The organism is Lachnoclostridium sp. An118 (assembly GCF_002160985.1).
Taxonomy (GTDB): Bacteria; Bacillota; Clostridia; order Lachnospirales; family Lachnospiraceae; genus Claveliimonas; species Claveliimonas stercoravium.
Window position 1 is genome coordinate 59,667 of the sequence record NZ_NFLQ01000006.1, and the last position, 23,458, is coordinate 83,124.

27 protein-coding genes and 1 tRNA gene are annotated in these 23,458 nt (G+C 54.6%); 2 read left to right on the forward strand and 26 right to left on the reverse strand.

All coding sequences use genetic code 11. The annotated features are described in order from the left end of the window. Positions 1-65 precede the first annotated feature (65 nt). Both B5E62_RS07070 and B5E62_RS07075 read right to left on the reverse strand, forming a co-directional pair. Complete coding sequence (locus tag B5E62_RS07070; RefSeq protein ID WP_087173926.1) at positions 66-1,127, reverse strand: tyrosine-type recombinase/integrase; 1,062 nt, start codon at positions 1,125-1,127, stop codon at positions 66-68. Positions 1,128-1,503: 376 nt separating this feature from the next. Further along, positions 1,504-1,866, reverse strand: coding sequence for a LysM peptidoglycan-binding domain-containing protein (locus tag B5E62_RS07075; protein ID WP_087173927.1), 363 nt, complete (start codon positions 1,864-1,866; stop codon positions 1,504-1,506). Between the two features lie 259 nt (positions 1,867-2,125). Between B5E62_RS07075 and lexA the strand changes: the two genes are divergently transcribed. Then, on the forward strand, positions 2,126-2,743 hold the full coding sequence (lexA, locus tag B5E62_RS07080) for a transcriptional repressor LexA (RefSeq protein WP_087173928.1): 618 nt from the start codon (positions 2,126-2,128) through the stop codon (positions 2,741-2,743). A gap of 89 nt (positions 2,744-2,832) precedes the next feature. Here lexA and B5E62_RS07085 read toward each other — a convergent pair whose 3' ends face one another. The 24 genes from B5E62_RS07085 to B5E62_RS07205 all read right to left on the reverse strand — a co-directional run bounded on the left by B5E62_RS07085 (position 2,833) and on the right by B5E62_RS07205 (position 21,992). After that, the gene (locus B5E62_RS07085) at positions 2,833-3,090 is read right to left on the reverse strand and encodes a flavodoxin family protein (protein WP_087173929.1); all 258 of its coding nucleotides are present in this window, start codon (positions 3,088-3,090) and stop codon (positions 2,833-2,835) included. Positions 3,091-3,396: 306 nt separating this feature from the next. Continuing rightward, the gene (locus B5E62_RS07095) at positions 3,397-4,098 is read right to left on the reverse strand and encodes an ABC transporter ATP-binding protein (protein ID WP_087173931.1); all 702 of its coding nucleotides are present in this window, start codon (positions 4,096-4,098) and stop codon (positions 3,397-3,399) included. 1 nt (position 4,099) lies between these two features. Continuing rightward, positions 4,100-6,511, reverse strand: a complete 2,412-nt coding sequence (locus tag B5E62_RS07100) for an ABC transporter permease (RefSeq protein WP_143468819.1) — start codon at positions 6,509-6,511, stop codon at positions 4,100-4,102. A 9-nt stretch (positions 6,512-6,520) separates the two neighbouring features. Then, positions 6,521-7,225 carry an ABC transporter ATP-binding protein gene (locus tag B5E62_RS07105; RefSeq protein ID WP_087173933.1) on the reverse strand — a complete coding sequence of 235 codons (705 nt, stop codon included), beginning with the start codon at positions 7,223-7,225 and terminating at the stop codon, positions 6,521-6,523. Positions 7,226-7,273: 48 nt separating this feature from the next. After that, complete coding sequence (locus B5E62_RS07110) at positions 7,274-8,212, reverse strand: sensor histidine kinase (protein WP_087173934.1); 939 nt, start codon at positions 8,210-8,212, stop codon at positions 7,274-7,276. Further along, positions 8,209-8,889 (reverse strand): response regulator transcription factor, encoded by a 681-nt coding sequence (locus B5E62_RS07115; protein ID WP_087173935.1) that lies wholly within the window; start codon positions 8,887-8,889, stop codon positions 8,209-8,211. The genes B5E62_RS07110 and B5E62_RS07115 overlap by 4 nt, the downstream gene beginning before the upstream one ends. A gap of 39 nt (positions 8,890-8,928) precedes the next feature. After that, positions 8,929-9,282 carry a ribosome silencing factor gene (gene rsfS / locus B5E62_RS07120; RefSeq protein ID WP_087173936.1) on the reverse strand — a complete coding sequence of 118 codons (354 nt, stop codon included), beginning with the start codon at positions 9,280-9,282 and terminating at the stop codon, positions 8,929-8,931. Beyond that, a complete protein-coding gene (gene yqeK, locus B5E62_RS07125) occupies positions 9,279-9,875 on the reverse strand; it encodes a bis(5'-nucleosyl)-tetraphosphatase (symmetrical) YqeK (RefSeq protein WP_087173937.1) in 597 nt (198 codons plus the stop codon). The genes rsfS and yqeK overlap by 4 nt, the downstream gene beginning before the upstream one ends. A gap of 33 nt (positions 9,876-9,908) precedes the next feature. Continuing rightward, complete coding sequence (gene nadD, locus B5E62_RS07130; protein WP_087173938.1) at positions 9,909-10,517, reverse strand: nicotinate-nucleotide adenylyltransferase; 609 nt, start codon at positions 10,515-10,517, stop codon at positions 9,909-9,911. 17 nt (positions 10,518-10,534) lie between these two features. Beyond that, positions 10,535-10,825, reverse strand: coding sequence for a ribosome assembly RNA-binding protein YhbY (gene yhbY / locus B5E62_RS07135; RefSeq protein WP_087173939.1), 291 nt, complete (start codon positions 10,823-10,825; stop codon positions 10,535-10,537). A 36-nt stretch (positions 10,826-10,861) separates the two neighbouring features. After that, positions 10,862-12,151 carry a GTPase ObgE gene (obgE, locus tag B5E62_RS07140; protein WP_087173940.1) on the reverse strand — a complete coding sequence of 430 codons (1,290 nt, stop codon included), beginning with the start codon at positions 12,149-12,151 and terminating at the stop codon, positions 10,862-10,864. 159 nt (positions 12,152-12,310) lie between these two features. Then, the gene (gene rpmA, locus B5E62_RS07145) at positions 12,311-12,595 is read right to left on the reverse strand and encodes a 50S ribosomal protein L27 (protein WP_033125260.1); all 285 of its coding nucleotides are present in this window, start codon (positions 12,593-12,595) and stop codon (positions 12,311-12,313) included. Between the two features lie 5 nt (positions 12,596-12,600). Next, positions 12,601-12,933: a ribosomal-processing cysteine protease Prp gene (locus B5E62_RS07150; protein ID WP_087173941.1), complete on the reverse strand. Its 333-nt coding sequence runs from the start codon at positions 12,931-12,933 to the stop codon at positions 12,601-12,603. 18 nt (positions 12,934-12,951) lie between these two features. Next, positions 12,952-13,260, reverse strand: a complete 309-nt coding sequence (gene rplU / locus B5E62_RS07155; RefSeq protein ID WP_033125258.1) for a 50S ribosomal protein L21 — start codon at positions 13,258-13,260, stop codon at positions 12,952-12,954. A 148-nt stretch (positions 13,261-13,408) separates the two neighbouring features. After that, the gene (gene asnA / locus B5E62_RS07160; protein WP_087173942.1) at positions 13,409-14,419 is read right to left on the reverse strand and encodes an aspartate--ammonia ligase; all 1,011 of its coding nucleotides are present in this window, start codon (positions 14,417-14,419) and stop codon (positions 13,409-13,411) included. Positions 14,420-14,541: 122 nt separating this feature from the next. After that, the gene (locus tag B5E62_RS07165) at positions 14,542-15,375 is read right to left on the reverse strand and encodes an amidohydrolase family protein (protein WP_242957768.1); all 834 of its coding nucleotides are present in this window, start codon (positions 15,373-15,375) and stop codon (positions 14,542-14,544) included. Next, on the reverse strand, positions 15,368-15,808 hold the full coding sequence (locus tag B5E62_RS07170; RefSeq protein ID WP_087173944.1) for a CBS domain-containing protein: 441 nt from the start codon (positions 15,806-15,808) through the stop codon (positions 15,368-15,370). The genes B5E62_RS07165 and B5E62_RS07170 overlap by 8 nt, the downstream gene beginning before the upstream one ends. Before the next feature lie 28 nt (positions 15,809-15,836). Further along, positions 15,837-17,168 (reverse strand): aspartate kinase, encoded by a 1,332-nt coding sequence (locus B5E62_RS07175; RefSeq protein ID WP_087173945.1) that lies wholly within the window; start codon positions 17,166-17,168, stop codon positions 15,837-15,839. Positions 17,169-17,211: 43 nt separating this feature from the next. Continuing rightward, complete coding sequence (locus B5E62_RS07180; RefSeq protein WP_242957770.1) at positions 17,212-17,829, reverse strand: HAD family hydrolase; 618 nt, start codon at positions 17,827-17,829, stop codon at positions 17,212-17,214. Further along, entirely contained in the window at positions 17,829-18,320 is a 492-nt protein-coding gene (ybaK, locus tag B5E62_RS07185) for a Cys-tRNA(Pro) deacylase (RefSeq protein WP_087173946.1), read from the reverse strand. Before ybaK ends, B5E62_RS07180 begins: the two co-directional genes overlap by 1 nt. 93 nt (positions 18,321-18,413) lie before the next feature. Next, positions 18,414-19,103 (reverse strand): TIGR03936 family radical SAM-associated protein, encoded by a 690-nt coding sequence (locus B5E62_RS07190; protein WP_087173947.1) that lies wholly within the window; start codon positions 19,101-19,103, stop codon positions 18,414-18,416. Further along, the gene (locus tag B5E62_RS07195; protein WP_087174019.1) at positions 19,087-20,952 is read right to left on the reverse strand and encodes a TIGR03960 family B12-binding radical SAM protein; all 1,866 of its coding nucleotides are present in this window, start codon (positions 20,950-20,952) and stop codon (positions 19,087-19,089) included. Before B5E62_RS07195 ends, B5E62_RS07190 begins: the two co-directional genes overlap by 17 nt. A gap of 482 nt (positions 20,953-21,434) precedes the next feature. Continuing rightward, positions 21,435-21,776, reverse strand: a complete 342-nt coding sequence (locus B5E62_RS07200) for a hypothetical protein (RefSeq protein ID WP_206414307.1) — start codon at positions 21,774-21,776, stop codon at positions 21,435-21,437. Between the two features lie 142 nt (positions 21,777-21,918). Continuing rightward, positions 21,919-21,992: transfer RNA gene (locus B5E62_RS07205), tRNA-Val, on the reverse strand. Between the two features lie 176 nt (positions 21,993-22,168). Here B5E62_RS07205 and B5E62_RS07210 point away from each other — a divergent pair. Then, complete coding sequence (locus B5E62_RS07210) at positions 22,169-23,437, forward strand: SLC13 family permease (RefSeq protein WP_087173948.1); 1,269 nt, start codon at positions 22,169-22,171, stop codon at positions 23,435-23,437. The last annotated feature ends 21 nt before the right edge of the window (positions 23,438-23,458 follow it).

Here is a 23,458-nt window from a genome sequence, read left to right on the forward strand (position 1 = left end):
GATAGTCCGTATGTTGCCGGACAATCCGGGGTGGATTTCCATAAAAATTTTATGGGGATTAAAACCTATTTTTCCCGGAGGCGGACAGCGGAGGCTGCCTGGCGGCGTCTGTTCTCGTCGATGGCCGCGTAGTGCTTCTTGGTGGTGTTCACGTCCTTGTGTCCCAGTACGTCGGCCACAAGATAGATGTCGCCGGTCTCCTTGTAGAGGGATGTGCCGTAGGTGCTTCGCAGCTTGTGGGGCGTGATCTTTTTGTTCGGCGTCACCTGGCGGGCGTATTTCTTCACCATGTTCTCCACGGCCTGGACACCCATGCGCCGCCTTTGGGTGGAGAGGAAGAGGGCGTTCTCGTGGCCGGGGAGGGGAGTGGCGGCATTGCGGCTTCCCTCCATGTAGGTCCTCAGCGCCGTTTCCACCTCAGGGCCAAAGTAGACGACCATCTGGTTGCCACCCTTTCTGGTAATGGTGATGCCATTGTTCTTAAAGTCCACGTCCTGCAGGTCCAGGCCCACGCACTCAGAGACACGTATACCGGTCCCGAGAAGAAGGGTCAGGATAGCCAGATCCCTTTCTTTTGTCTTTTCATAGTATACCTTTGCCTGTCCGGTCAGCCGGTCTCCGCATGACTCGACATGATCGAGCAGGAGGGCAACCTCGTCCGGGTCAAGGCGGATGATCGCCTTTTCATGCTGCTTTGGCATTTCCACAAGGAGCGTCGGATTGCTGCTGATATACTGGTGCTTGTGATAATAGGCGTAAAAGCTCCGCAGGGCGGACATTTTCCTGGCAAGGCCCTTTTCCCCGTTGGTCATCAGTTCGTCGTCGTCGCGGCGGTATACCTTCAGATATTCCATGTATTCCTCAATATCCACCGGCTCCAGGTTTTCCAGGTCAGAGACCTTGAACTGGTCCATTGTGTAATTCTTATAGACCGGATTGTTCTCCATCAGAAAATGAAAAAAGACGCGGATGTCATACGCATAGTTCATCCGTGTGCGGATGGATGCGTGAGGCTCGATGGCCCGGAAGAAATCCTTCGCAAATGGAGGCAGGGTTTTCAGTATTTCCCTGAGACGCAGCGTGTAGTCAATGACTGTCTGCTCGTGATAAGTCTTTGTATCTGACATGATAGAAAAACCCCCTTTTACCTGTTTATTTATAAACCCACACAGAAAGTATACGGCATTCCGGCATATTTGTCCATATCTTTTGGAAAAATCGGTATTTTACGTATAGATATATTCTGGTATGTATTTCGTATATATCGATCACATCGCCTGTGACTGACCATATATAAAAAAATAGACGGTATCCATCCGCTTCTTCCGACATGAAAGGAAGCGCCTTTGAGATACCGTCCCTGGGTGAGTGTATAATTATATATAAAGCTTTAGAAAGCCTATATATCGCTATATTTTATATATCTATATATCATATGACCATATATCAACAGAATGTATTACGGATATATATTATTTCCTTTTATTTCCGGGATACTATAGTTTATCTGTACACATTGTCACAGTACACAATGGTGAGGTGATGTCCGTCATGGATAAGGTCCCCCTTAAGCCCATTGATGTCCTTCAGTTCCTGCACATACTCCGGTATGGAAAGGCCGCACGCATCGGCGTATGTCTCGGCAATATCCCACAGTGTGTCGCCGGACTTGAGCTCAATGCTCTTGTAGTATCTATCTGTATGTTCTGCTTCAGAGCTGTCCTGCGCCTGTACAAACCGCATGCCTCTGACTGCGAATATGCTGCAGAGGACTGCGAGAAGGATGGCCGCTGTGACCAGAATAAACTTTTCCCTGTATACTACTCTTCTTCTCTTGCTTGCTGCATGTAATCTGTGTGCGTTCATCTCATATTCCCCTCTTCTTATTAATTAAATATTATACAATCCTCTTTGCTGTGTTCTGTACAGACAATGCGCACCTGTCCTTATCGAACGAACGTTCTTTCTATGCTTCTGATTATAGTATGCGAACATTTGTTTGTCAATAGTTCCAGGCAAAAAAATCGAACATATTTTCTAAACATTTGTTTGCCTTTTGCGGGGGCATATGTTAGAATGTTATTAGTTAATTTTTGATTGTACATATTACAAGGGGGAAAGCTACATGTCGCAGGGAAAGATCAGCCCAAAGCAGAAAGAGATTTTAGAATTTATCAAGGATCAGATCCTGAAGCGGGGATTTCCGCCCTCAGTCCGGGACATATGCGAGGCGGTCCATCTGAAGTCCACCTCCTCCGTACACGCCCACCTGGAGACTCTGGAGAAGAACGGGTATATCAGAAGAGATCCCACCAAGCCGAGGGCCATTGAGATTTTGGACGACACCTTCAATCTCACCAGGCGTGAGGTGACCAATGTGCCCCTTCTGGGACGCGTGGCGGCCGGCGAGCCTATCCTGGCCCAGGAGAACATTGAGAACTACTTCCCCATTCCGGTGGAGATGCTTCCAAACAATCATACGTTCATGCTGACTGTCAAAGGAGAAAGCATGATCAACGCGGGAATTCTCGACGGCGACTATGTGCTGGTCGAGGAGTGCCACACGGCGTCCAACGGGGATATGGTCGTCGCTCTGATCGAGGATGGGGCGACAGTCAAGACGTTCTACAGGGAGGAAGGCGTCATCCGCCTGCAGCCGGAGAACGATTTCATGGATCCCATTATCGTGACGGACGTTCAAATTCTCGGAAAGGTAATCGGTGTGTTCCGGTTTTTCGGATAGCTTTTATTTCTCATAAATCGGGGAGCGAGGCCAGTTACAAAAGGCCTCGCTCCCCGATTTTATCTTTCTGCGCTTTTCATTTGTACGGTTTAGCTGTATCCAAGTTCTCCCGCCCACTGCCGGATGGCTTCCTCAGAGGACGGTGCATCCTCCTCGTAGCAGTCGAAAATATTTTCAGAGATATCTGCTTCCGGGGCTGCCTCAGTTATGATATCCACACTGTCCGCCAGGCCCCCGGTGCCGTGGGAACAGAACAGGTAGACCTGCTTTCCGGACAGATCCGCTGTCCTGGCTGCTGTCAGCCGGCTCTTCTGACTGTGCGCCGCAGCCTGCTGTTCCCGCTGCAAGTGTTAAGGCCAATAGTAAAACTGCTCCTCTCTTTTTCATGCATTCCGGTTTACTTCTTAAACAAAGCCGGTGTAAGGGTTATGGAATCGGATGGGATCTTTTCAAGGCCCAGAAGGTTCGCAGTCTCCTGTGTGCTTTGATCTCTCTGCCGACAGTAGATCGATCCTTTCCAATGCTTTTGGCGATCTGTGCGATCTTCAATCCCTGCTGCAGACCTGCCTAGAAAGAAACCATGAAGTCACAGCTGCAACTCCATGGTTTCCTGTCGCGTGATCCGCTATTTAATGTAAAATCTATCCGGGCTCTTATGTTTCTCCTTTTCTGACCAGCGTATCCCGCAGTACTCTCCCGTCCTCCATATACAGAACCCGGTCGCACTGCCTGGCCAGCGCCTCATCGTGGGTCACCATGACGATGGTGGAGTGCTGTTCTGTATTCAGTCGCCGGAAGAGACGCATGATGGCGTCCCGGTTTCTGATGTCCAGATTTCCGGTGGGCTCGTCCGCCAGGATGACTGCCGGGGCAGGGGCTGCAGCCCGCGCGATGGCCGCCCTCTGCTGCTGTCCTCCGGAGAGCTGACAGGGAAGAGCTGCCCTCTTTTTTGTAAGCCCGGTGACGGCCAGAAGCTCCTGCAGTCGCTGGGCGGAGAGTGACTTTCCATCCAGAAGAAGGGGAAGGGCTATGTTCTCCTCCACGTTCAGGCTGGGGAGCAGGTAGATGGACTGGTAGACCATTCCGATCCTCCGCCTGCGAAAGATGGACCTCTCCCCTTTTTTCATACTGTAGAGCTCCCTGCCGCTCACCCACACTCTCCCGCTGTCAGGCTCGTCAATGCCGCCCAGCACGTGGAGAAGGGTGGATTTCCCGCAGCCTGAGGGACCCAGGATGGCGGTAAACTGTCCTTTTCTGATCTGAAGAGACGTTTCCCTCAGCGCGCGGACGGCCGTGTCCCCGCTTCCGTAGGTCTTCCGGATCTGTTCCGCTCTGATGATCCAGCTTTTATCCATATCATGCTTCCTCCTTCCGTATGACATCGATCATATCCATTCGCCTCAGCTCTCTTACCGTATACAGGAATGGAACCAGCACAACGAACGCCGTCAGGATGAGCTGCACGCCCACAAGCTGTGCCGACACATCCAGAGGGGAGCGCATCTGAGGCGCGCCGCCGTCCGTGTACAGACCGGAGAGGATAAAGAGACTTAAAGGTATGCCTGCCAGCACCCCTGCAAAGGCAAAGGTCAGGTGCTCCAGAAAGACCATTTTGAAGATCCGCCCTGTGGGCATGCCGATGGACTGAAGGAGGGCAAACTCTCTCTTCCGCCTCCGGATGCAGGCTACGTCTCTCTGCAGGGTGATCAGGATGGAGGCGATCCAGACTGTGCTCACCAGGGCAGCCACGAGGAGGACGTGAGCGCCCTTTCCCCCGATGAAAAAGGACTCCTGGTACTCCCCGGCAAAGCTGTAAACGGTAAGGCTTTCCAGCTCGATCCCCTCCAGATGCTTCCTGATACTGTTTATGACCTGACTGTCCTCCTTCATCCTGCTGGCCGCATTGTCCGGATAGAGAATCTCTGTCAGATTTCTTCTTGCTCCTCTGTCCCGGGACAGGATGATCTCCAGGGAGAGGGAGGTGTCCTGATAGTCCGCCATCAGCTCGTCAAAGGTCTGGAGGGGAATGTACAGGATAGCGTCTCCGTCAGTGAAGGACAGGGGCGCATCTTCCAGGCTGTCCGCTGTGACAAGCTGATCCGGAAACAGGATCGGACGATCTGCTTTACTGATAGTGCGAAGAATCGGGAGGTTGCTTCTCTCTCCTTGGATGAACAGAGGGAATTCGCTGTCATCTCCCTCTTCCATGCTCCAGTCATTGCTTTCCAGTACGGCGCCCTTATTTTCAGGTACAGCTCCATTCTCGGTTCCTTCCGCTCCGTCTCCCAGAAGCCGCCGGAAAGTACTGTCGTCCACACCGATGACCCGGACCACTCTGCGTAGACAGCTGTCCTCCAGCATAGTTTCCAGTGACTCTCCAAATTCTTCATAGCTCTGAATACGTAAGAGGGCGTTCGTCCCGTGGATTTCTGACAGATAGTCCTCTATCTCCGATAGGTCCATCCCCGCAAGGGCGGAGTACTCTTTTGCTTCCTTTACAACGGAGACCGTATCAATGCCCTCTATCTCCCCCAAAGCTTCAGCTGCCTCCTGGAAGGCAGCTCCATCCCCGCCCTTTGCTGAGGCCCAGAGAGATACCGGGGGCAGCGACTGACCGGCTGTGGCAGGAGGGGAGGTCAGGCCCTCCACATACATGGTCCCGTTGAGGAGCACGCACAGCGCGATCACAAGGAGGACGGAGGAGACACAGTAATTTTTGTGGTACATGATGACATTTTTGACGGCAAGGAGCGTCTCAGCCTTGAAAAAATGCCGCCTGACCCCAAGGAGGACCGCTGTCCGGTTGATCTCCTCCTCGTTGTCGTAGCCGGAGATCAGGTTGAGGACAGACTCCTTTCTGAGCCGGTCATAGAGTCCCTGTGCGGAGGACAGGGCGAGCAGGACAGTCCCCGAAAGAACAGCCAAAAGCAGCAGCGGATTGACAGAAATTTCCATATCTTCTACAGGGAAAAGCCTGTCTCCCAGCCAGCGGATGGAGAAGGCCAGGGCTGCTATGCCAAGGAGGATGCCGGCGGGGATGGCCACGCATCCGGCCAGCAGGTTTTCTCCAAAGGCAAAGCACAGCTTCTGCCCTTCTGATATGCCGATGCCGTCCAGAAGTCCTGTGATCTTCAGCTTTTCCTCCATGCCGGAGAGGGATACATAGTACAGGAGTGCGGCGCCGAAAAGCGCGATGACAAAGTCCAGAAGAAGGATGGCCCAGGCGGAGCCGGCAGCCGTCCCGGAGGCGTTGACGCCATAGTAGCCCAGGAGTTTATTGTTGAAGGTGATATCATAGGCAGATGTGACCATGTGATTGGCGCGGGCGTAGAGCACAGGCTGCTCCTCCAGCGGCAGGGCGTCCATCCCAATCTCCTCTCCCACCTTCTGGGAATTTTCGAAAATGGCAAGGGAAATACGCCGGAAGGAGACGCCGCAGCACACCCGGTCCACTTGATCCGAGTCAGAGCTCTTTGCCGAGGCGCTTGCAGCCGTCTCTTCCGGGCAGCTTTCCAGTGTCCAGACCTGCCGGACGCAGGAGCTGCCGGAGAGAGCGCTGGCCTGCTCTTCTGTCAGATGGTGAAAGATGGCCTCGTAGGGACCGTTCTCTCTCTTCTCCTGCCGGATCATCGCCTGGAGGCAGGATGTGGAGAAGACGGTCGTGGCTGTGATGAGGAAGACAGCCAGTGTCATGCCCGCTGCAAGTACGAGGAAACGCCCCGGCCTCTGCCGGATCTCTTTTGTCAGAACTTTCCATATGATCTTCATATCGCGCACCTAAAGAAAATGGATGACACCGTCCCTGATTTCCAGTTCTCTGTCGCAGATCTGAGCCAGGTCCAGGTTGTGGGTGGCCATGAGGACAGTCCTGTGCCAGGTGTGGGCGCACTCCTTCAGAGCGCCCATGAGCTCCAGAGACTGTCTCGTGTCCAGCCTGGCGGCCGGCTCATCCGCAAGGATCAGCTCTGCGTCAGAAAAGAGGGCTCTGGCAAACACGCACCTCTGCCTCTCGCCGCCGGACAGCTCTGCCGGGTATCTTCCCAGCTTCCCGGACAGGGCAAGGGCGTCCAGGATCCTGACAAGCCGGTCCTGGTCCAGAAGTCTCCCTGTGTCCATAACGAGGGGAAGGACGATGTTCTCCTCCACTGTCAGGGAGGGGATGAGAGCCGCCTCCTGAAAGACCATGCTGACATGCCTTCGGCGGAAGATGGCAGCTTCCTTGGGGGACATGCCCTGGAGCTGTCTGCCAAGGAGACAGATGGTTCCGCTGTCCGCTGTTAAAAAGCCGGCGAGCAGATGGAGGAGGGTGGTCTTTCCTGATCCGGAGCTGCCGGTGAGGGCGGTAAAGGATCCCTCCTTCAGAGTAAAGGACACCCCTTTTAGCACATCTTCCATTTCTTCCGGTCCGAGGGGACCGGGAAATGCCTTTTTCAAACATGTCACCTTTACTGCTTCCATTTTCTTATCCTTTCTGGCTCCCATTATAACTGCCTCTCCTTACAGATATCTTACAGGCGGAGAGGAAAATTCTTACACCTCTGTCATAATCGGCAAAAATACAGAAAAGGTACTGCCCTCACCCGGATGGGAGGAGACGGTGATATACCCGTGCTCCCTTTCCACAAGGAGTCTGGCAAGATAGAGGCCGATGCCCCAGCCCTCCTTCCCGGACGAGGAGCTGCCCCGGTAAAATTTCTGGAAGATTTTTGTGTACTCCTCTTTGGGGATCCCGGGTCCCTGGTCCTGGACGCGGACAGCCTCGTAGGTCTCAAAGCACTCCATGGACAGGGTGATGACAGAGCCATCCGGCGCATATTTTACAGCGTTTTCCAGGATGTTGACAAAGACCTCCTCCGTCCAGGCGGGATCGTGGAGGAGGGGCACATCCGGGAAAGGCTCCATCTGGATGTGGATCTGCTTCTGGTCCGCCCTTGGGAGGACGGATTCCACCGCCCGCGTGACAGCGGGAAGGACAGGGATATTAGCAGGGTTTGGGGCGGCCGCGCCCCTCTCCAGATCCATCATCTTAAAGAGGGCAGCAAGAAGCCGGTCCAGCCGGTCTGTCTGCTCCTCCAGTCGGCTCTCCAGGCACTGCCTTCTGTCCCGTGGAAGCTCCGGGGACTTCAGCAGCTCCTGGTAGAGACGGATATTGGCAAGAGGGGTCTTAAGCTGGTGGGAAAGATTGGATGTCAGCTCCCGGACCGCGTCCCTGTCCTCTCTCGCCTCCAGTCTCTCCCGCCGGAATTTTTTTGCGATGCGGGCAAAATCATCCCGGACAGCAGACGGCGCTCTCTCCTGACAGGAGGCCTCCGGCAGGGGCTGATCCGCAAGGAGGGCCCTCTGGCAGAGCTGCACCTCCCGGTACAGGAGAAAGAACTGCCTCCGGAAGCGGAGCAGTCCCAGGAGGGCGGCCAGGGCCGCAGCCAGAAGCAGAAGGCACAGAGCCAGCAGGGTCTGTTCCCTTGTCATACCGCTCCCTCCTTCCAGATGTACCCCATGCCGTGGATGGTCCGGATCCTTCTGGGGGATGAGGGATCCTCCTCGATTTTAAGGCGGAGTCTGCGGACTGTGACAGCCAGGGTGTTTTCATCCACATAATTTCCATCCCTGTCCCACACGGCCTCCAGGATCTGCTCCCTGGAGAGTATCTGTCCGCTGTGCTCCATGAGGAGGACGAGAAGCCGGGTCTCCAGGGCGCTCAGGGAGAGAACCTCTCCATTTTTGCGAACCTCCCTGCTCCCCATATCCACCGTGATGTCCCCGGAGGACAGGAGGGAGGGGGCCTCTCTTCTGCGGAGGATCCTGCGTGCGCGGGCCTTCAGCACAGCCAGGGAGAAGGGCTTTCGCATGAAATCCTCCACCCCCAGCTCCAGGGCCTGCAGCTCGTCGATCTCTCCGCTCCTTGCGGTCAGCATGAGCACAGGAGGAGCTTCCTTTTCCCGCAGTCCCCGCAGCATGTCAAAGCCGCTTCCGTCCGGGAGATTGCAGTCCAGCACGACAAGGTCGCACCCGCCTTTCTCTGCGAGCCGTCCTCCCTCCTTTGCAGTGGCAGCGCAGACAACCTCCCATCCGTCCAGCTCAAAGACCAGCTTCAGCCCCTCCCGCAGAGCCTGATCATCTTCGATAATGCCGATCCTGACAGCCATTTATTCCCCTCCCTGTCTCTTTTGTCTCTGCATTTCCTGTTACGCCTGGAGAGCTTCAGGGTCCATCTCCTGCCCATCGCTCCAAATGTGCTCCAGATTGTAGAAGGAGCGGTTCTCGCTGTCAAAGACGTGGACGATCACATCGCCGTAGTCCAGGAGCACCCAGGTGCCGTCCCGGCCCTCCCGCTGCTTAATGGCGTATCCGGCCAGGTGCATCTTCTCCTCCACGTTGTCCACAAGGGCGTTCACCTGGCTGGAGCTGCCGCCGTCCACAATGACGAAATAGTCGGCAATGACCGAGATGTCTGCTATCCTGATGATACGGATATCCCGCCCCTTCTTCTCGTCCAGCGCCCGGTAAGCGGTGAGCGCCATTTTGTCTGCATGGTTCATAGGCTTTCTTCCTCCTTTTTTCCGAGATACTTTTTATAGTAATTGTAGGTCTTCTCTGTAGCCGGGTCCACGGGCAGCCCCTTTGTCTGGAGATAGACCAGGGAGTCCCGAAGGAGCAGGTAGAGGCACTCGTCGATATCCTCAAAGGCCAGTCTCCTGGCCTCCCCCATATTGGGGAGCTCCGCCCGGTTTGGCTCGATATAGTCCGCAATGTAGATGATCTTGTCCAACAGGCTCATCTCAGGCTTTCCGGTGGTGTGGCACGCGATGGCATTTAAAATGGTCCTGTCCCCTATATGGTATTTCGTCGCAGCCAGGTAGGCCCCCAGCTTGGCGTGGAGGAGGGAAGGATTTGCCTGCTCGGCAGGTGTGATGAAAATGTGGTTTTTCCGGCACATGCGGAGCTTTTTATCATTGGGGATACATTTGGCGCAGTCGTGCAGGAGTCCGGCTGTCAGTGCCCGGTCCATATCCGTTCCGTAGCGCATGGCGAGAGCGCCTGCGGTGTACATGACGCCCAGGGTATGGTTGTAACGGCTCTTGTCCAGATATTTTTTTACTTTCCTGCGCATAACATCGATAGTTTCATTCATGACACACACTTCCTTCAGAAAACTTTTTTGATCTTATGACGTGTATAGCCGGTTCCTGTAAATATAGTCCAGCACCGCCTTGGGCATGAGGCCGCCCACATCTTCCCTGTCCTTCAGCATGCGGCGCAGCTCGTGGGAAGACACATCCACAAGGGGCGTGTTCAGGAGCCGGATGTCCGCGCCGTACTTCCCGGTGAGCATACGGATCTGACGTCCCATGACCTCCCTGCTGCTCTTGTCGTCCCGGTAGGCGGCAAGGATGGTGCAGGTGGGGAAGAGCCGCTCCACATGGACCCACTGCTCGATGGAGAACAGGGAGTCCGCACCGATAATGAAATAAAAGTGGTGCTGTGGGTACAGCTCTCTGAAGTGTTCCATTGTCCGGTAGGAACAGCTCACGTCCTTTCGCCTGAGCTCATAGTCCTCCAGGCGGAAATTTCTGTATCCGCTGATGGCCAGAGAGACCATACGGGCCCTCTCCCGGGGCGTGGAGACAATATTTTTATTGTCCTTGTGGGGAGGGTTCCCGTTGGGCATGAACCAGACCTGGTCCAGATGAAAGTCCTGGCAGGCGTACTCCGCCAGGGTCAGATGACCGTTGTGGACCGGGTCAAAGGTCCCCCCCATGATCCCTATCTTCATAAGGCTCCTCCTTTGAGCTATGGAAGCTGGATTTTCTTCTTTTCTTTTTTGCCCTCACGGTAGAGGACGATCTTCTTGCCGATGACCTGCACGACCTGGGAGCGGGTGCGCTCCGCCAGCATAGCTGCAAGTTCTCTGGGGTCATCTGCGCAGTTCTGGAGAACACTCACCTTGATGAGCTCACGGGCCTCCAGCGCCTCATCCACTGCTCTTGTGAGCTCTGGCGTCATGCTGTTCTTCCCTATCTGGAAGATGGGGTCCATGGTCATGGCAAGGCTCTTTAAATAAGCGCGCTGCTTTGTCGTCATTTGCTTCTCTCCTATCCTTCTCTTTGTATGGAAATTTTATTTATAATAGTCAAACTGAAGTCCGTACATGCGGACAGTATCCCCCTCCTGGATGCCCTTGGCCTCCAGCTCCTCCAGTATGCCGGTATCCTTGAGGAACTTCTGGAAAAACTGGAATCCCTTCTCGGAGTCCAGGTTGGTGTAGCCCAGCATCTTCTCTATCTTGGGCCCTTCCACGACGTAGGCGTCGTCCTCTTTCTCCACTGTGTAGGGGAGGTCCTCGTAGATAAGCTCATCCTCCGGGAAATATTCCTGCTGGAAGATGACCGGCTCGGCATCCAGATCATCCAGACGCCTGGACACCTCGTAGAGAAGCTCCTGTATGCCCTCGCCCGTCACGCCGGAGATGGGGAACACAGGGATGCCCTGGGGCTCAAATTCCCTCTTCAGGCGCTCCACAGGGCTCTCCTGGCCCTCCTCCTGAAAGATGGCGTCTATCTTGTTGGCGGCGATGAGCTGCGGCCTCCCCGCGATCTCCGGGTTGTAGGCGTGGAGCTCCGCATTGATCTTGCGGATATCCTCCACCGGGTCGCGGCCTTCTGTGCCGGCCGCATCCACCACATGGATGATGAGCTTGGTCCTCTCGATATGCCGGAGGAATTCATGGCCAAGTCCCACTCCCTCAGAAGCTCCCTCGATGAGCCCCGGGATGTCCGCGATGACAAAGCCCTTGGCGCCGGGCACGTCCACCACGCCCAGATTTGGGCTCAGGGTCGTGAAGTGATAGTTGGCGATCTTGGGCTTTGCGTTGGTGACTCTGGACAGGAAGGTGGATTTTCCCACGTTGGGGAATCCCACAAGTCCTACGTCCGCGATCACCTTCAGCTCCAGGTTCACCCACAGCTCCTGGGCCGGCTGCCCGGGCTGGGCATACTTGGGGATCTGCATAGTGGCTGTGGCAAAATGCTGGTTCCCGAGGCCGCCCCGCCCGCCTTTTAAGATGACCTGCCTGCGGTTGTCGCCGGACATGTCCGCAATGACCTTGCCGGACTGTGCCTCTTTGATCACAGTGCCCTCAGGCACTCTCAGTACGATGTCATCCGCGTCGGCGCCGTGGCATCTCCTCTTGCCGCCCGGCTCTCCATCCTTTGCCGCGTATTTTCTCTTGTGGCGGAAGTCCTGGAGGGTGTTGAGGCCTTCATCCACCTCAAAGATCACGTCACCGCCCCGTCCGCCGTCACCGCCGTCCGGGCCGCCGTTGGGCACATACAGCTCCCTGCGGAAGCTCACATGGCCGTCGCCGCCCTTGCCGGAGCGGATAAATATTTTTGCTCTGTCTGCAAACATGTCGTCAATCTCCTTATGCATCGCCGTAAGTGCCAAAAAGCACATTCCGGGATCGTAAGCGGTCGCCAAGGTCCCGGGCAGGCCCGGACTTTGGCTCGTCGCCTCTGTAAAAAAGAGCCCTGCCGTTTACAATATACGGCAGGGTCTTACCTTCGCTGATTACTGTGCTACTGGATAGATAGAAACCTGTTTCTTATCTCTTCCTTTTCTTTCAAATCTGACAACACCATCTACCAATGCAAATAAAGTGTCGTCTCCGCCGCGTCCTACGTTGACACCTGGATGGATCTTCGTTCCACGCTGTCTGTAAAGGATGTTGCCGGCTTTTACGAACTGTCCGTCCGCTCTCTTCGCACCTAATCTCTTGGACTCGGAGTCACGTCCGTTCTTTGTAGAACCTACACCTTTTTTATGAGCAAAAAACTGAAGATTTAATTTCATCATGGTCGTTACACCTCCTCAAATCTTACCTGAATGTATTCCGAATAGTTGCTGTCCTCTGCCATCTCCTCAAGCCCGAGGATCATGGCCTTCAACAGAAGTGCGGCCTCTCTGCCGGGGTGCTCCACAAGACGGAAATCAATGAGCCCCTCCATATCGTCGGATACAAGGGATGTCTTCTCGTCCGTGAAGGCTTCGATCGCGTTCACTGTGTTGATCATCAGCACGGACGCTGCAGCGCAGACAATATCCTGTCCGGCCTCGCTGAAGCCTGCATGTCCCTTTGCCAGAAACCCTGCACATTCCTTCTTTTCGTTCTGATAAATCGTCACCCGGATCATAAGGCTGTCACCGGATACTTACGCGTTGATCTTCTCGATCTTAACTGCTGTGTACTGCTGTCTGTGACCGTTTTTCTTATGATACCCAGTTTTTCTCTTATACTTGTAAACGATGACCTTCTTGGCCTTTCCGTTCTCTACAACGGAAGCCTCAACAGTCGCGCCTTCTACAGTAGGATTTCCGACCTTAAGTCCATTATCGCTCACTGCAAGCACCTGGTCAAATGTATAAGTCTCTCCAGCTTCCACACCAAGTTTTTCTACTTTAATGATATCGCCTTCTGCTACTTTGTACTGTTTACCACCTGTTGCTATGATTGCGTACATATGGCACCTCCTATTATCATTACTCGCCAGCTTCGGCGGCTCTCCGGTTCGGAGCGCACTTATAGAACCTCGCTGTGCGGCACACTAGTATAGTCTAGCATAAAGGAATGGGAAAATCAATGATTTTTCCCAAAAATAAATGATTTTTCTACAGAAGATGGATACCTGCCTCCTCCGCGGCCTCCATGGTATCATCCGGCCACAGTGAGGACTGGACCTCGCCGATGTGTGCCTTGCGCAGGCAGAACATGCAGATGCGGGACTGACCGATGCCGCCGCCGATCGTGTAGGGAAGCTCTCCGGCAAGAAGGGACTTCTGGAAGGGAAGTCCTGCTCTCTCCTCGCAGCCTGCCTCCGCAAGCTGACGGCGCAGCGCTTCCTCGTCTACTCTCACACCCATGGAGGAGAGCTCCAGGGCAATGTCAAGCACGGGATAGTAGACGATGATGTCTCCGTTCAGCTCCCAGTCATCGTAGTCCGGCGCGCGGCCGTCATGCTTTTCGCCGGAGGCAAGCACCTTTCCGATCTGGGATACAAAGATGGCCTTCTTCTCTTTGGCGAAGGCTCTCTCCCGCTCCTTAGCGGTCATGCCGGGATACAGGTCCTCCAGCTCCTGGGAGGTGATGAAGGTGATCTCCTCGGGCAGGATGGGGTCTATGTAATTGTACCGCCTGGAAATATACTGCTCGGTCTCCTTCAGGGCCTCATACACCTTGCGCACCGTGTACTGGAGCGTCTCTGTGTTGCGCTCCTCCTTTGAGATGACCTTCTCCCAGTCCCACTGGTCCACATAGATGGAGTGGATGTTGTCTGTGTCCTCGTCCCGGCGGATAGCATTCATATCTGTGTAGAGGCCTTCGCCGGAGTGGAAGCCGTACCTTTTCAGGGCGTAGCGCTTCCATTTGGCAAGGGAGTGTACGATCTCGGCCACATCGTCATCCTGCTCTTTAATGCCAAAGGATACAGGGCGCTCCACGCCGTTCAGGTTGTCGTTGAGCCCTGTGGAGGGCTTTACAAAAAGGGGTGCTGAGACCCGGGTCAGATGAAGGGATTTCGCAAGGGCTCTCTCAAAAAAATCCTTTACTTCTTTGATCGCGACTTCTGTCTCGCGTATGGTGAGAGGAGACGTATATCCCTCTGGTGTCATGAGACTGCTCATATACTTTTACCTCACTTTTCTTTAATACTGCGATGTTGTGGTCAAAAGGCAGATTGGCCTGTGCCATACCATAATTTATAATTATACGTACTTTTTTTATAAAATACAATATCTGTTTTCCATCAGAGACTCTGCCTGTCTTCCGGCTCCTTCTGCTGCTCCCCGGACAGCCCGAGAAGGTCCAGGGCGTTGAGGCGGAGGATCTTCAGCTTTTCCTCCTCTGTGAGAGGAAGGTCTCTCAGATACCGGACGTACTCCTTCTGCCCCGCCCAGGGAGAGTCGGTGCCAAAGAGGATGCGGTCCGCACCCTGGCGCCTGACAATGCGGACGAACTGGTCATCAGGGATTTCCCCCAGGACAGCGGCTGTGTCGAACCAGACAGGCTCTCCCACCAGGTACTCTTCCACCTCGTCCCATCTCCTGTAGCCGCCCATGTGGGCCAGGATCAGCCTGTCGGGCTGTACATCATGTATCATGTCCCTCGCCAGCCTTGGCGGACAGTGGACGCAGTCCGGGTAGCCCGGGTCAAACCCTGCATGGACGCTGATGAGCAGCCCCAGCTCGGTGGCGTAGCTGATGATGCGCTTATACCGGATGTCATCGATCATAACGCCCTGGTAGTCCGGGTGGAGCTTTATGCCCTTCATACCTGCAGCCCTGATATAGCGCAGCTTTTCTTTGTAGTCCCCGTTGTCCGGGTGGATGCCTCCAAAGGAGAGGAGTCCGTCCTCCGGGTCCTGCATCTGGAGCGCAAAGCGGTTGATGGAGTCAAACTGGGACGGCTTTGTCACTACGGGGAGGACGACGGACAGCTCCAGTCCTGCCTCCCTTGTGGAAGCCGTCAGCCCGGGGGCCGTCCCGTTCGTAAAGGGGTCGATATGGCATCTGGACGCAAGGAAGGCCAGGGTCCTGTCCGCGATCTTCTCCGGGAAAATATGTGTGTGGAAATCAATCACTGCATTTCGCCTCCATCTTTTTGAGCTCATTGTAACAGTAGCCGATAATATCCTTCCGGGTGATGATACCGATAAAGTTTTCCTGGTCGTCTACTACGGGAACAAAATTCTGCTCCATGGCTCTCCCGATCAGGTCCTCCATCTTGGACTTGGCTGTCACGCACTGGTAGTCCAGACGGCGGTCCACCTTCATGATGCTGATGTTCTCGGCCTCCTTGAGGTTGAACAGGTCCAGCTTTTTCAGCCCCCACAGAAGGTCTCCCTCTGTGATGGAGCCCACATACTTCCCGTCCCGGCTCAGGATGGGAATGGAGGAGTACTTGTGGTACTCCATGATCTCCAGAGCCTGCCGGACTGTGTGGTAATCATATATGTAGGCAGTCTCCGCCTTCGGCTTAAGGAAAAACAGAATGTTGCTGCTTGCGTGTTTCATTTTATCCTTTAACACTCCTTGTGTATTCTTAAATCTGTGTTGTGACAAAAATATCGTATATGGCCCGGACAGCGGCCTCAAAATCGTGATTTCGCACGCCGATGATGATGTTCAGCTCACTGGAGCCCTGGTCGATCATTTTTACATTGACATTGGCGTGGGCCAGGGCGGAAAAAATCCGGCCAGAGGTTCCCCTCGTGGCCCGCATGCCCCTTCCCACAACAGCGATCAGGGCCAGGTCGGACTCAAGCTCCACGAAATCCGGCTCCACGGCCCTGTGGATGCCTGCGATGACCTCCTGCTCCTTTTCCTCAAACTCGTCCTGATGGACAAAGATAGTCATGGTGTCAATGCCGGAGGGCATGTGCTCGATCGAGATATGATTGTCCGCAAATACGCCCAGCACCTTGTGGCAGAAGCCAACCTGGGAGTTCATCATGGCCTTTTCCACTGTGATGGAGGCGAAATCCCTTTTCCCGGCAATGCCGGTGATGGTAAACCGGGGCGTTCTGCAGGTGGCCTCCACGATCAGCGTGCCCTTGTCCTCGGGGGCATTCGTGTTGCGGATATTGATGGGGATACCCTCCTTGCGTACCGGGAAGATGGCGTCCTCGTGGAGGACCGAGGCGCCCATGTAGGACAGCTCCCTCAGCTCCCTGTATGTGATGACATCGATGGCCTTTGGGTTCTTCACGACCCGGGGGTCCGCCACGAGAAAGCCGGACACATCCGTCCAGTTCTCGTACATGTCGGCGTGCACCGCCCGTGCGACAATAGAGCCCGTGATATCGGAGCCGCCCCTTGAGAAGGTCTTGATCCTTCCGTCGGGAAGAGAACCGTAAAATCCCGGGATGACCGCCCGCTCACAGCCGGCCAGCCGCTCGGAGAGGACCCGTCCTGTCTTTTCTGTGTCAAGGTCGCCGGACTCCTGGAAGAAGATGACGTCGGCAGCGTCGATAAATTCGCAGCCCAGGTACTCCGCCATGACGATGCCGTTCAGGTATTCCCCCCTGGAGGCAGCGTAATCTCTGCCGATCTTGCGTGTGAAGTTCTCGCGGATGACCTGGAACTCCGCTGTCAGGTCCAGCGACAGGTCCAGGCCGAGGATGATCTCGTCATACCTTGCCTTGATGTCCTGGATAAGCTTCTCGAACTGCTCCTCCTCGTCCTCCTCGCGCAGGGCAAGGAGATAGCAGCTGTAAAGCATGTCTGTCACCTTTGTGTCCTTCGGATGGCGCTTGCCCGGCGCTGAGGGGACCACGTATCTGCGGGACTCATCCTGGCGAATGATGTGGCCTGCTTTCTTGAACTGTGCCGCGCTCGCCAGGGAGCTCCCGCCGAATTTTACTACTTTTTTCATCTGTCAATCCTCCGTAATCGTATGCTTCTGTATCCGGCGTCACCTATCTGTCCAGTATGTGATAGGCCATGTCCGGCTCAAATACCACGCTCCTGATACCCAGGCGGGATGCCGCCTCTGTATTGACCCGCCTGTCGTCAAAAAAGACAGCCCTCTCCGGGACGATGTCGTATTTTTCAAGAAGAAGGCGGTAAATCTTCTCCTCAGGCTTGATGCAGCGCACCTCGTAGGAAAAGATGCCCCCGTCAAACTCCTCCAGAAATCCCATATACTGCCTGGTCTTCTGATGCAGGTGCTCAGAATAGTTGGACAGGTAGTAGAGCTTCAGTCCCTGGCTTTTCAGAAAGCGCACCAGTCTGTCTGTGTAGGGGAGGGGGAAGATGGTGTGTTCTATCCCGCTGTACACCCTGCGGATCTGTGCCTCGTAGTCGGGAGCGTTATCAACAAAAAGCTGCTCCCATTCCTGTGAGGTGATGCCCCCCTTGTCTCCCCTCTCCCAGTCCTCACTGCGGAAAACAGCATCAGCCAGGAGCTCCGTTGTCTCCTCGTCATATCCAAGGGAGGAAAGGTAGGGCTTCCAGTCATATCCGAGGAGCACGTTGCCCAGGTCAAAGATGACGGCCTGCGTGTCCTCCTCCATAAAAGCTGATCGGTCTCTCATTATGCCTCCTCCTTTGCCGTGACATCCCCAAAGGAGGCTCCTGTTACCCTTTGCAGGTCCTGAGGGGAAAGACGGAGCTGCATGCCCAGCTTCCCGCCGCTTATATAGATGTAGTCCAGTTCTTCCGCATCCTCCTGGATCACAGTCGGGAACTGCTTTTTCATGCCGATGGATGTACAGCCGCCCCGGACGTATCCGGTCACCTTTGTCAGGTCCTTTAAGTGGAGGAGCTCCACGGATTTCTCACCCACGGCCCTGGCGGCCTTTTTAAAATCAATCTCCTCTGCAATGGGGATGACGAACACGTAATGTGCGCCTGTCTTTCCCACAGTCACGAGAGTCTTGTAGACCTGCTCATGGGGCAGGCCGAGCTGATCTGCCACGTGGATCCCGTCCGTGAACTCCCCGCACTCGTAGGTCTGGTACGTGTAGGGGACGCCGGCACGGTCCAGGATGCGCATGGCGTTGGTCTTTAATTCTTTTTTGCTCATGGTTCTCTCCTTCATTCCTGTTCTATCATACCACCCTGGCAGGCGATTGTGCAACGCCTGTTTCCGGCAGAGCGCGGCGGAAGGCCGGAAGCTCTACCGGATGGCGTGTCCTGCGTCCTCCAGAGTGATAAAGCCGTCCTCTGTCCGGGCGAACAGTTCAAGTCGGTGGAAATGAAGAGGTTCCCGGGACATGCCCGCCCAGTCGTAGAAGGCATCCATCACCAGGTCCGGCTTCAGGTTGTCCGCGCTTCCGGCAGCCAGTTTTAAGAAAAGCCCGTTCTCCGTGACGGCAGCCTGGTAGATCAGCGGACGTATGTCCATTTCCTTCTCGCTGCGTTTTGTCTTTTTCATCACAAGTACAGAGGGCTGCGCAAGGAAGTCTTCCAGCTTTTCCCGCCAGAATGCGGCAACCGTGTCCGTGCCCCTGACTGTGACAAGATAGTCTGCGGCGGCCACAATGGTCATGCCGCTGCTTTTTTTGTCATCGCTGATCTGCCGGAAGCTGACGACCTCCATGCCCTCTGTCATGACTGCATTCAAGGCTTCCACCGCTCTGTCTGAGGGGATGGACTCTGTCAGCTCGATGTCCATATATTCCCCGTCGCTTGTCAGGCCGATGCCAAGGGGCTGGGCAAAGGACATGATCATATGGGGGCTGTAGCCGCCTGTGAAGGCGATGGGGATGCAGGCCCTTCTCATGGCCTTCTGGAAGTAGCGCATGACATCGAGATGGCCGATGAAACGCAGGATGCCGTACTTGCGGAATTTAATTCTTACCTTCAATGCAGACCCCTCCTTTCCATTTTGCTACGCCGCAGCCGGAACACTGCTGCCGGCAGTTCGGTGTGACTTCGCCCTTCATGGCTCTCTCCCACTCTCTTCGCAGGAACTGCTTTGTCACGCCGATATCGATAAAGTCCCAGGGGAAGATCTCGTCCGCGCCTCTCTCCCTCTCATTATAAAATGCTATGTCCACGCCTGTCTTTTCAAAGGCCTCCAGCCACTTTTCATAGTCAAAATTCTCGCTCCAGGCGTCGTAGATACAGCCGGACCTGTAGGCTTCCAGTATGGCATGGCCCACTCTCCTGTCGCCCCTTGCCAGCACGCCCTCCAGTACGGTGACTTCCGCATCGTGCCAGTTGTACTTAAGGCTTTTTCTGTTGAGCTGATCCTGGAATGCATGCTTTACGATGGCAGCCCTCGCGATATACTCCTCGTTGCTGTACATGCGTGCCCACTGGAAGGGGGTAAAGGGCTTGGGAATAAAGAAGGAGGAGCTGGCTGTGATCTGGCACTTCCCGTTGCGCCGGTCCTTGGGGATTTCGTAGTACCGCCGGGCCACCTTGTCCGCCAGGACGGCGATGGCCTCCATGTCCTCTTTCTCTTCCGTGGGAAGTCCCAGCATGAAGTAGAGCTTCACTTTGTTCCAGCCGCCTTCAAATGCCTGCCCGGCGCCGGTCAGGATATCCTCCTCCGTCAGTCCCTTGTTGATCACGTCACGCATCCGCTGGGAGCCCGCCTCAGGGGCAAAGGTCAGGCTGCTCTTCTTCACGTCCTGGACCTTACTCATGACATCCAGGGAGAAGGCGTCAATACGCAGGGAGGGAAGGGAGATATTGATGCCTTTTGCACTGCATTCGTCGATGAGGAAATTGACCAGCTCCTCCAGCTGGCTGTAGTCGCTGGAGCTCAGGGAACTCAGGGAAATCTCCTCGTGGCCGGTATTTTCCAGCATGAGGCGGGCGTACTCCTTCAGGGTCTCCACGTCCCTCTCTCTGGTGGGCCGGTACAGCATGCCGGCCTGGCAGAAGCGGCAGCCCCGGATGCATCCTCTCTGGATCTCCAGCACCACCCGGTCCTGAGTCACCTTGATGAAGGGGACAATAGGCCGTTCCGGGTAGGTGGTCTTTGACATGTCCATGACCACCTGCTTTCTGACCACGGCGGGCACTCCCGGCTCTGTGGGCTCAAAGGAGGCGATGGTGCCGTCCTCCTTGTATGTGGCGGAGTAGAGGGAGGGGACGTAGATCCCCTCGATCCGGGCCGCCCTTACAAGGAAGTCTCTGCGGGTGCCGCCCTCTCTTCTGTTCCTGCGGTAGACATCCAGAAGCTCCCGGTAGACGGTCTCCCCCTCACCGATATAGAACAGGTCAAAAAAGTCCGCCAGAGGCTCCGGGTTGTAGGCGCAGGGGCCGCCTCCGATGACGATGGGGCAGTCCTCCCCTCTTTCGGATGAAAGAAGGGGGATGCCGGAGAGGTCCAGCACCTGCAGGATGTTTGTGTAGCACATCTCATACTGGATGGTGACGCCCAGGAAATCAAAGTCCTTTATGGGGTCCTGGGACTCCAGGGCAAAAAGAGGGATGTGCTCCTCTCTCATGACAGCGTCCAGGTCCGTCCACGGGGAGTATACCCGCTCGCACCACACGCCCTCCATCCGGTTGAACATGTCGTAGAGGATCTGTATACCCAGATGGGACATCCCGATTTCGTACACATCCGGGAAACACATGGCGAAACGGATATCTATCTCATCCCTGTCCTTCATCACCGAGTTCACCTCCCCGCCTATGTAGCGGGCAGGTTTTTCGATCTTCAATAATATTTCATCATCTAACGCTAATTTTCTCATATATACTCCTGTTTCCTGTGCTTTCATAAAGGTCTGCTGTACCTTGTAAACATTAGTAGTTTAACGTATTACGGAAAGATTTTCAAATTTTATTTATGATCTGTAAATAAAAAGCCTCCCGTTTCCTGAAAAACGGGAGGGAAAGATAGTAGTTGTCTCCTTAATGGCCTCTGCAATGAGCTATATTTTTCCGATTCCCTCCATGCCCGTCCATGATCCGCCATATATGATCCGCCTCAGGAACAGGCAGCGCAAAGTTGACACCGCACCGCCCGCGTCTATATAATCGATTACAGTACCCTTTACTGTGCAGAGGGCATCTGGATCAAAGGAGGAATGTTTTATGGAGATTTTACAGATTGTTTTCAGCCCCACAGGCGGGACACAGAAGGTGGCCGGACTTGCCGCGGGCCTGAAAGAGATCTGCTCTGTCCGCAAGGGGAACGAGCTCTTTATCTAGTCCCTCTGGGGGAGGCGCTCCGTTACGGAGCATCCTCCTGGCCGGCAAAGCTCTGGAGCTCCTGCCATACGGCCTGCACGTCCGCCCCGTCCTTCACAGCCTCCGTGATCTGGCTGCTGCTGACATCCGCCACTTTGAGGTCATAATTGTCCATCATGACAAAGCCGATAAAGAGCAGGCAGCAGAAAACCACGCGGAGGCCGAAGGTGCTGGCAGGTTCTTCGTCCTCCCTGTCTCCGTAAATGCTGTTGTAGGCACTGCGGTATCTTGGATGGACAGCCGGGGCAGAGTTCCTTTCGCTGTACAGACTTCTTGTCTGGGCAAGGAGCTGCCGTCTTCTCTTTTCGGTATCACTTCTATCCATCTGCATCTGCTCTTCTTTCCTTCCGCATTACGGATCATTCTATATGTATGCAGAAGGGACGGGGATAATGACTGTTTTTGATCTGTCACGCACTTGTATCATCTCAAAAGTGCCACAAAGCCCGTATTTAAGCCAAAAAAAATGGAAGCAATGGGGATCGAACCCATGACCTCTCGCGTGTGAGGCGAACGCTCATCCCGGCTGAGCTATGCTTCCATGTAAATTATTATAGCACTGCGGCTGAAAAATGCAAGGATTTACACAAAAATGATAATATAAAAACAATTACGTTAAATGTTTGACAACGACAAAAAATATACACAAATTATATTTACAAAAAAGAAAAATGAGTGTAAGATATTCTCTGAACATTTACTAGGAGGTAACAAAAGATGAATACAGAGGCAGTGATCTCAGTCCTTGTCTTTCTTTTTGTCATGGCTGCGATCATATCTGAAAAAGTGCACCGCTCGGTGGCCGCGATGGCCGGAGCTGTCGTTCTCCTGCTCTTCCACGTGCTGTCCATTGACGAGGCCACGTCCTATGTGGATATCAACACGATCGGCGTGCTGGTCGGAATGATGCTCTTTGTGGCTGTTGTCAAGAATTCCGGCCTGTTTGAGTATGTAGCCATCAAGGCAGCGAAGCTGACAAAGGGCAGGCCCATGGCCATCATGGTGGTCTTTGCCGTCATCACGGCGCTGCTGTCCGCCTTTCTGGACAACGTGACGACGGTGCTCCTGATAGGCCCTATGACCATTGCCATCACGCAGATGCTGGAGGTCAATCCCATACCTTATCTTCTGTCCCAGATCATGGCGTCCAATATCGGCGGTACTGCCACCCTCATCGGTGACCCGCCCAACATCATGATCGGAAGTGCGGCGGGCCTGAGCTTTATGGACTTCGTGATAAATACGGGAAGTGTCATCGTCATCATCATGGCGGTCACCGTTCTCATCTACTATTTCATGTACAGGAGCCGCATCAGCGTGGTGAGGGAAAATATGCAGAAGGTCATGGAGCTGGATGAGGACCGTTCCATTAAAGATAAGCCACTGCTGATAAAAAGTGTTATAATGACTGTAGTTGTAGTGATCGGTTTTGTGTTCCACTCACAGCTCCAGGTCGAGTCCGCCACGGTAGCTCTCTTTGCCGCCGGCTTTATGCTCGTTTTCGGAAAGCAGGATGCGGAGGAGATCATCCTCGGCGTAGAGTGGTCCACGATACTCTTCTTCATCGGGCTCTTTGTAGTCGTAGGCGGACTGCAGAAATCCGGCGTCATCTCTTCCATGGCGGAGGTGATGATCAGCTTTGTCGGAGACAATCAGGCTCTGGGTATCATCATCATCCTGTGGGTATCGGCCATCATCTCGTCCTTTCTGGACAACATTCCGTTTGTGGCGACCCTCATTCCGCTGATACTCACAATGGAGAGCAGCGGCGTGGATGTGGCCCCGCTGTGGTGGGCTCTCTCTCTGGGCGCCTGCCTGGGAGGAAACGGTACCCTCATCGGTGCCAGCGCCAATGTAGTCCTGGCAGGGGTCAGCGCAAAGAACGGGTATCCGATCACCTTCATGCAGTACACGAAAGTAGGATTTCCGCTGATGCTTATCTCCATCGTGATCAGCATGGTCTACCTGCTGCTCCGTTTTGCATAAGCGTTCGGCCGGACAAAAGGA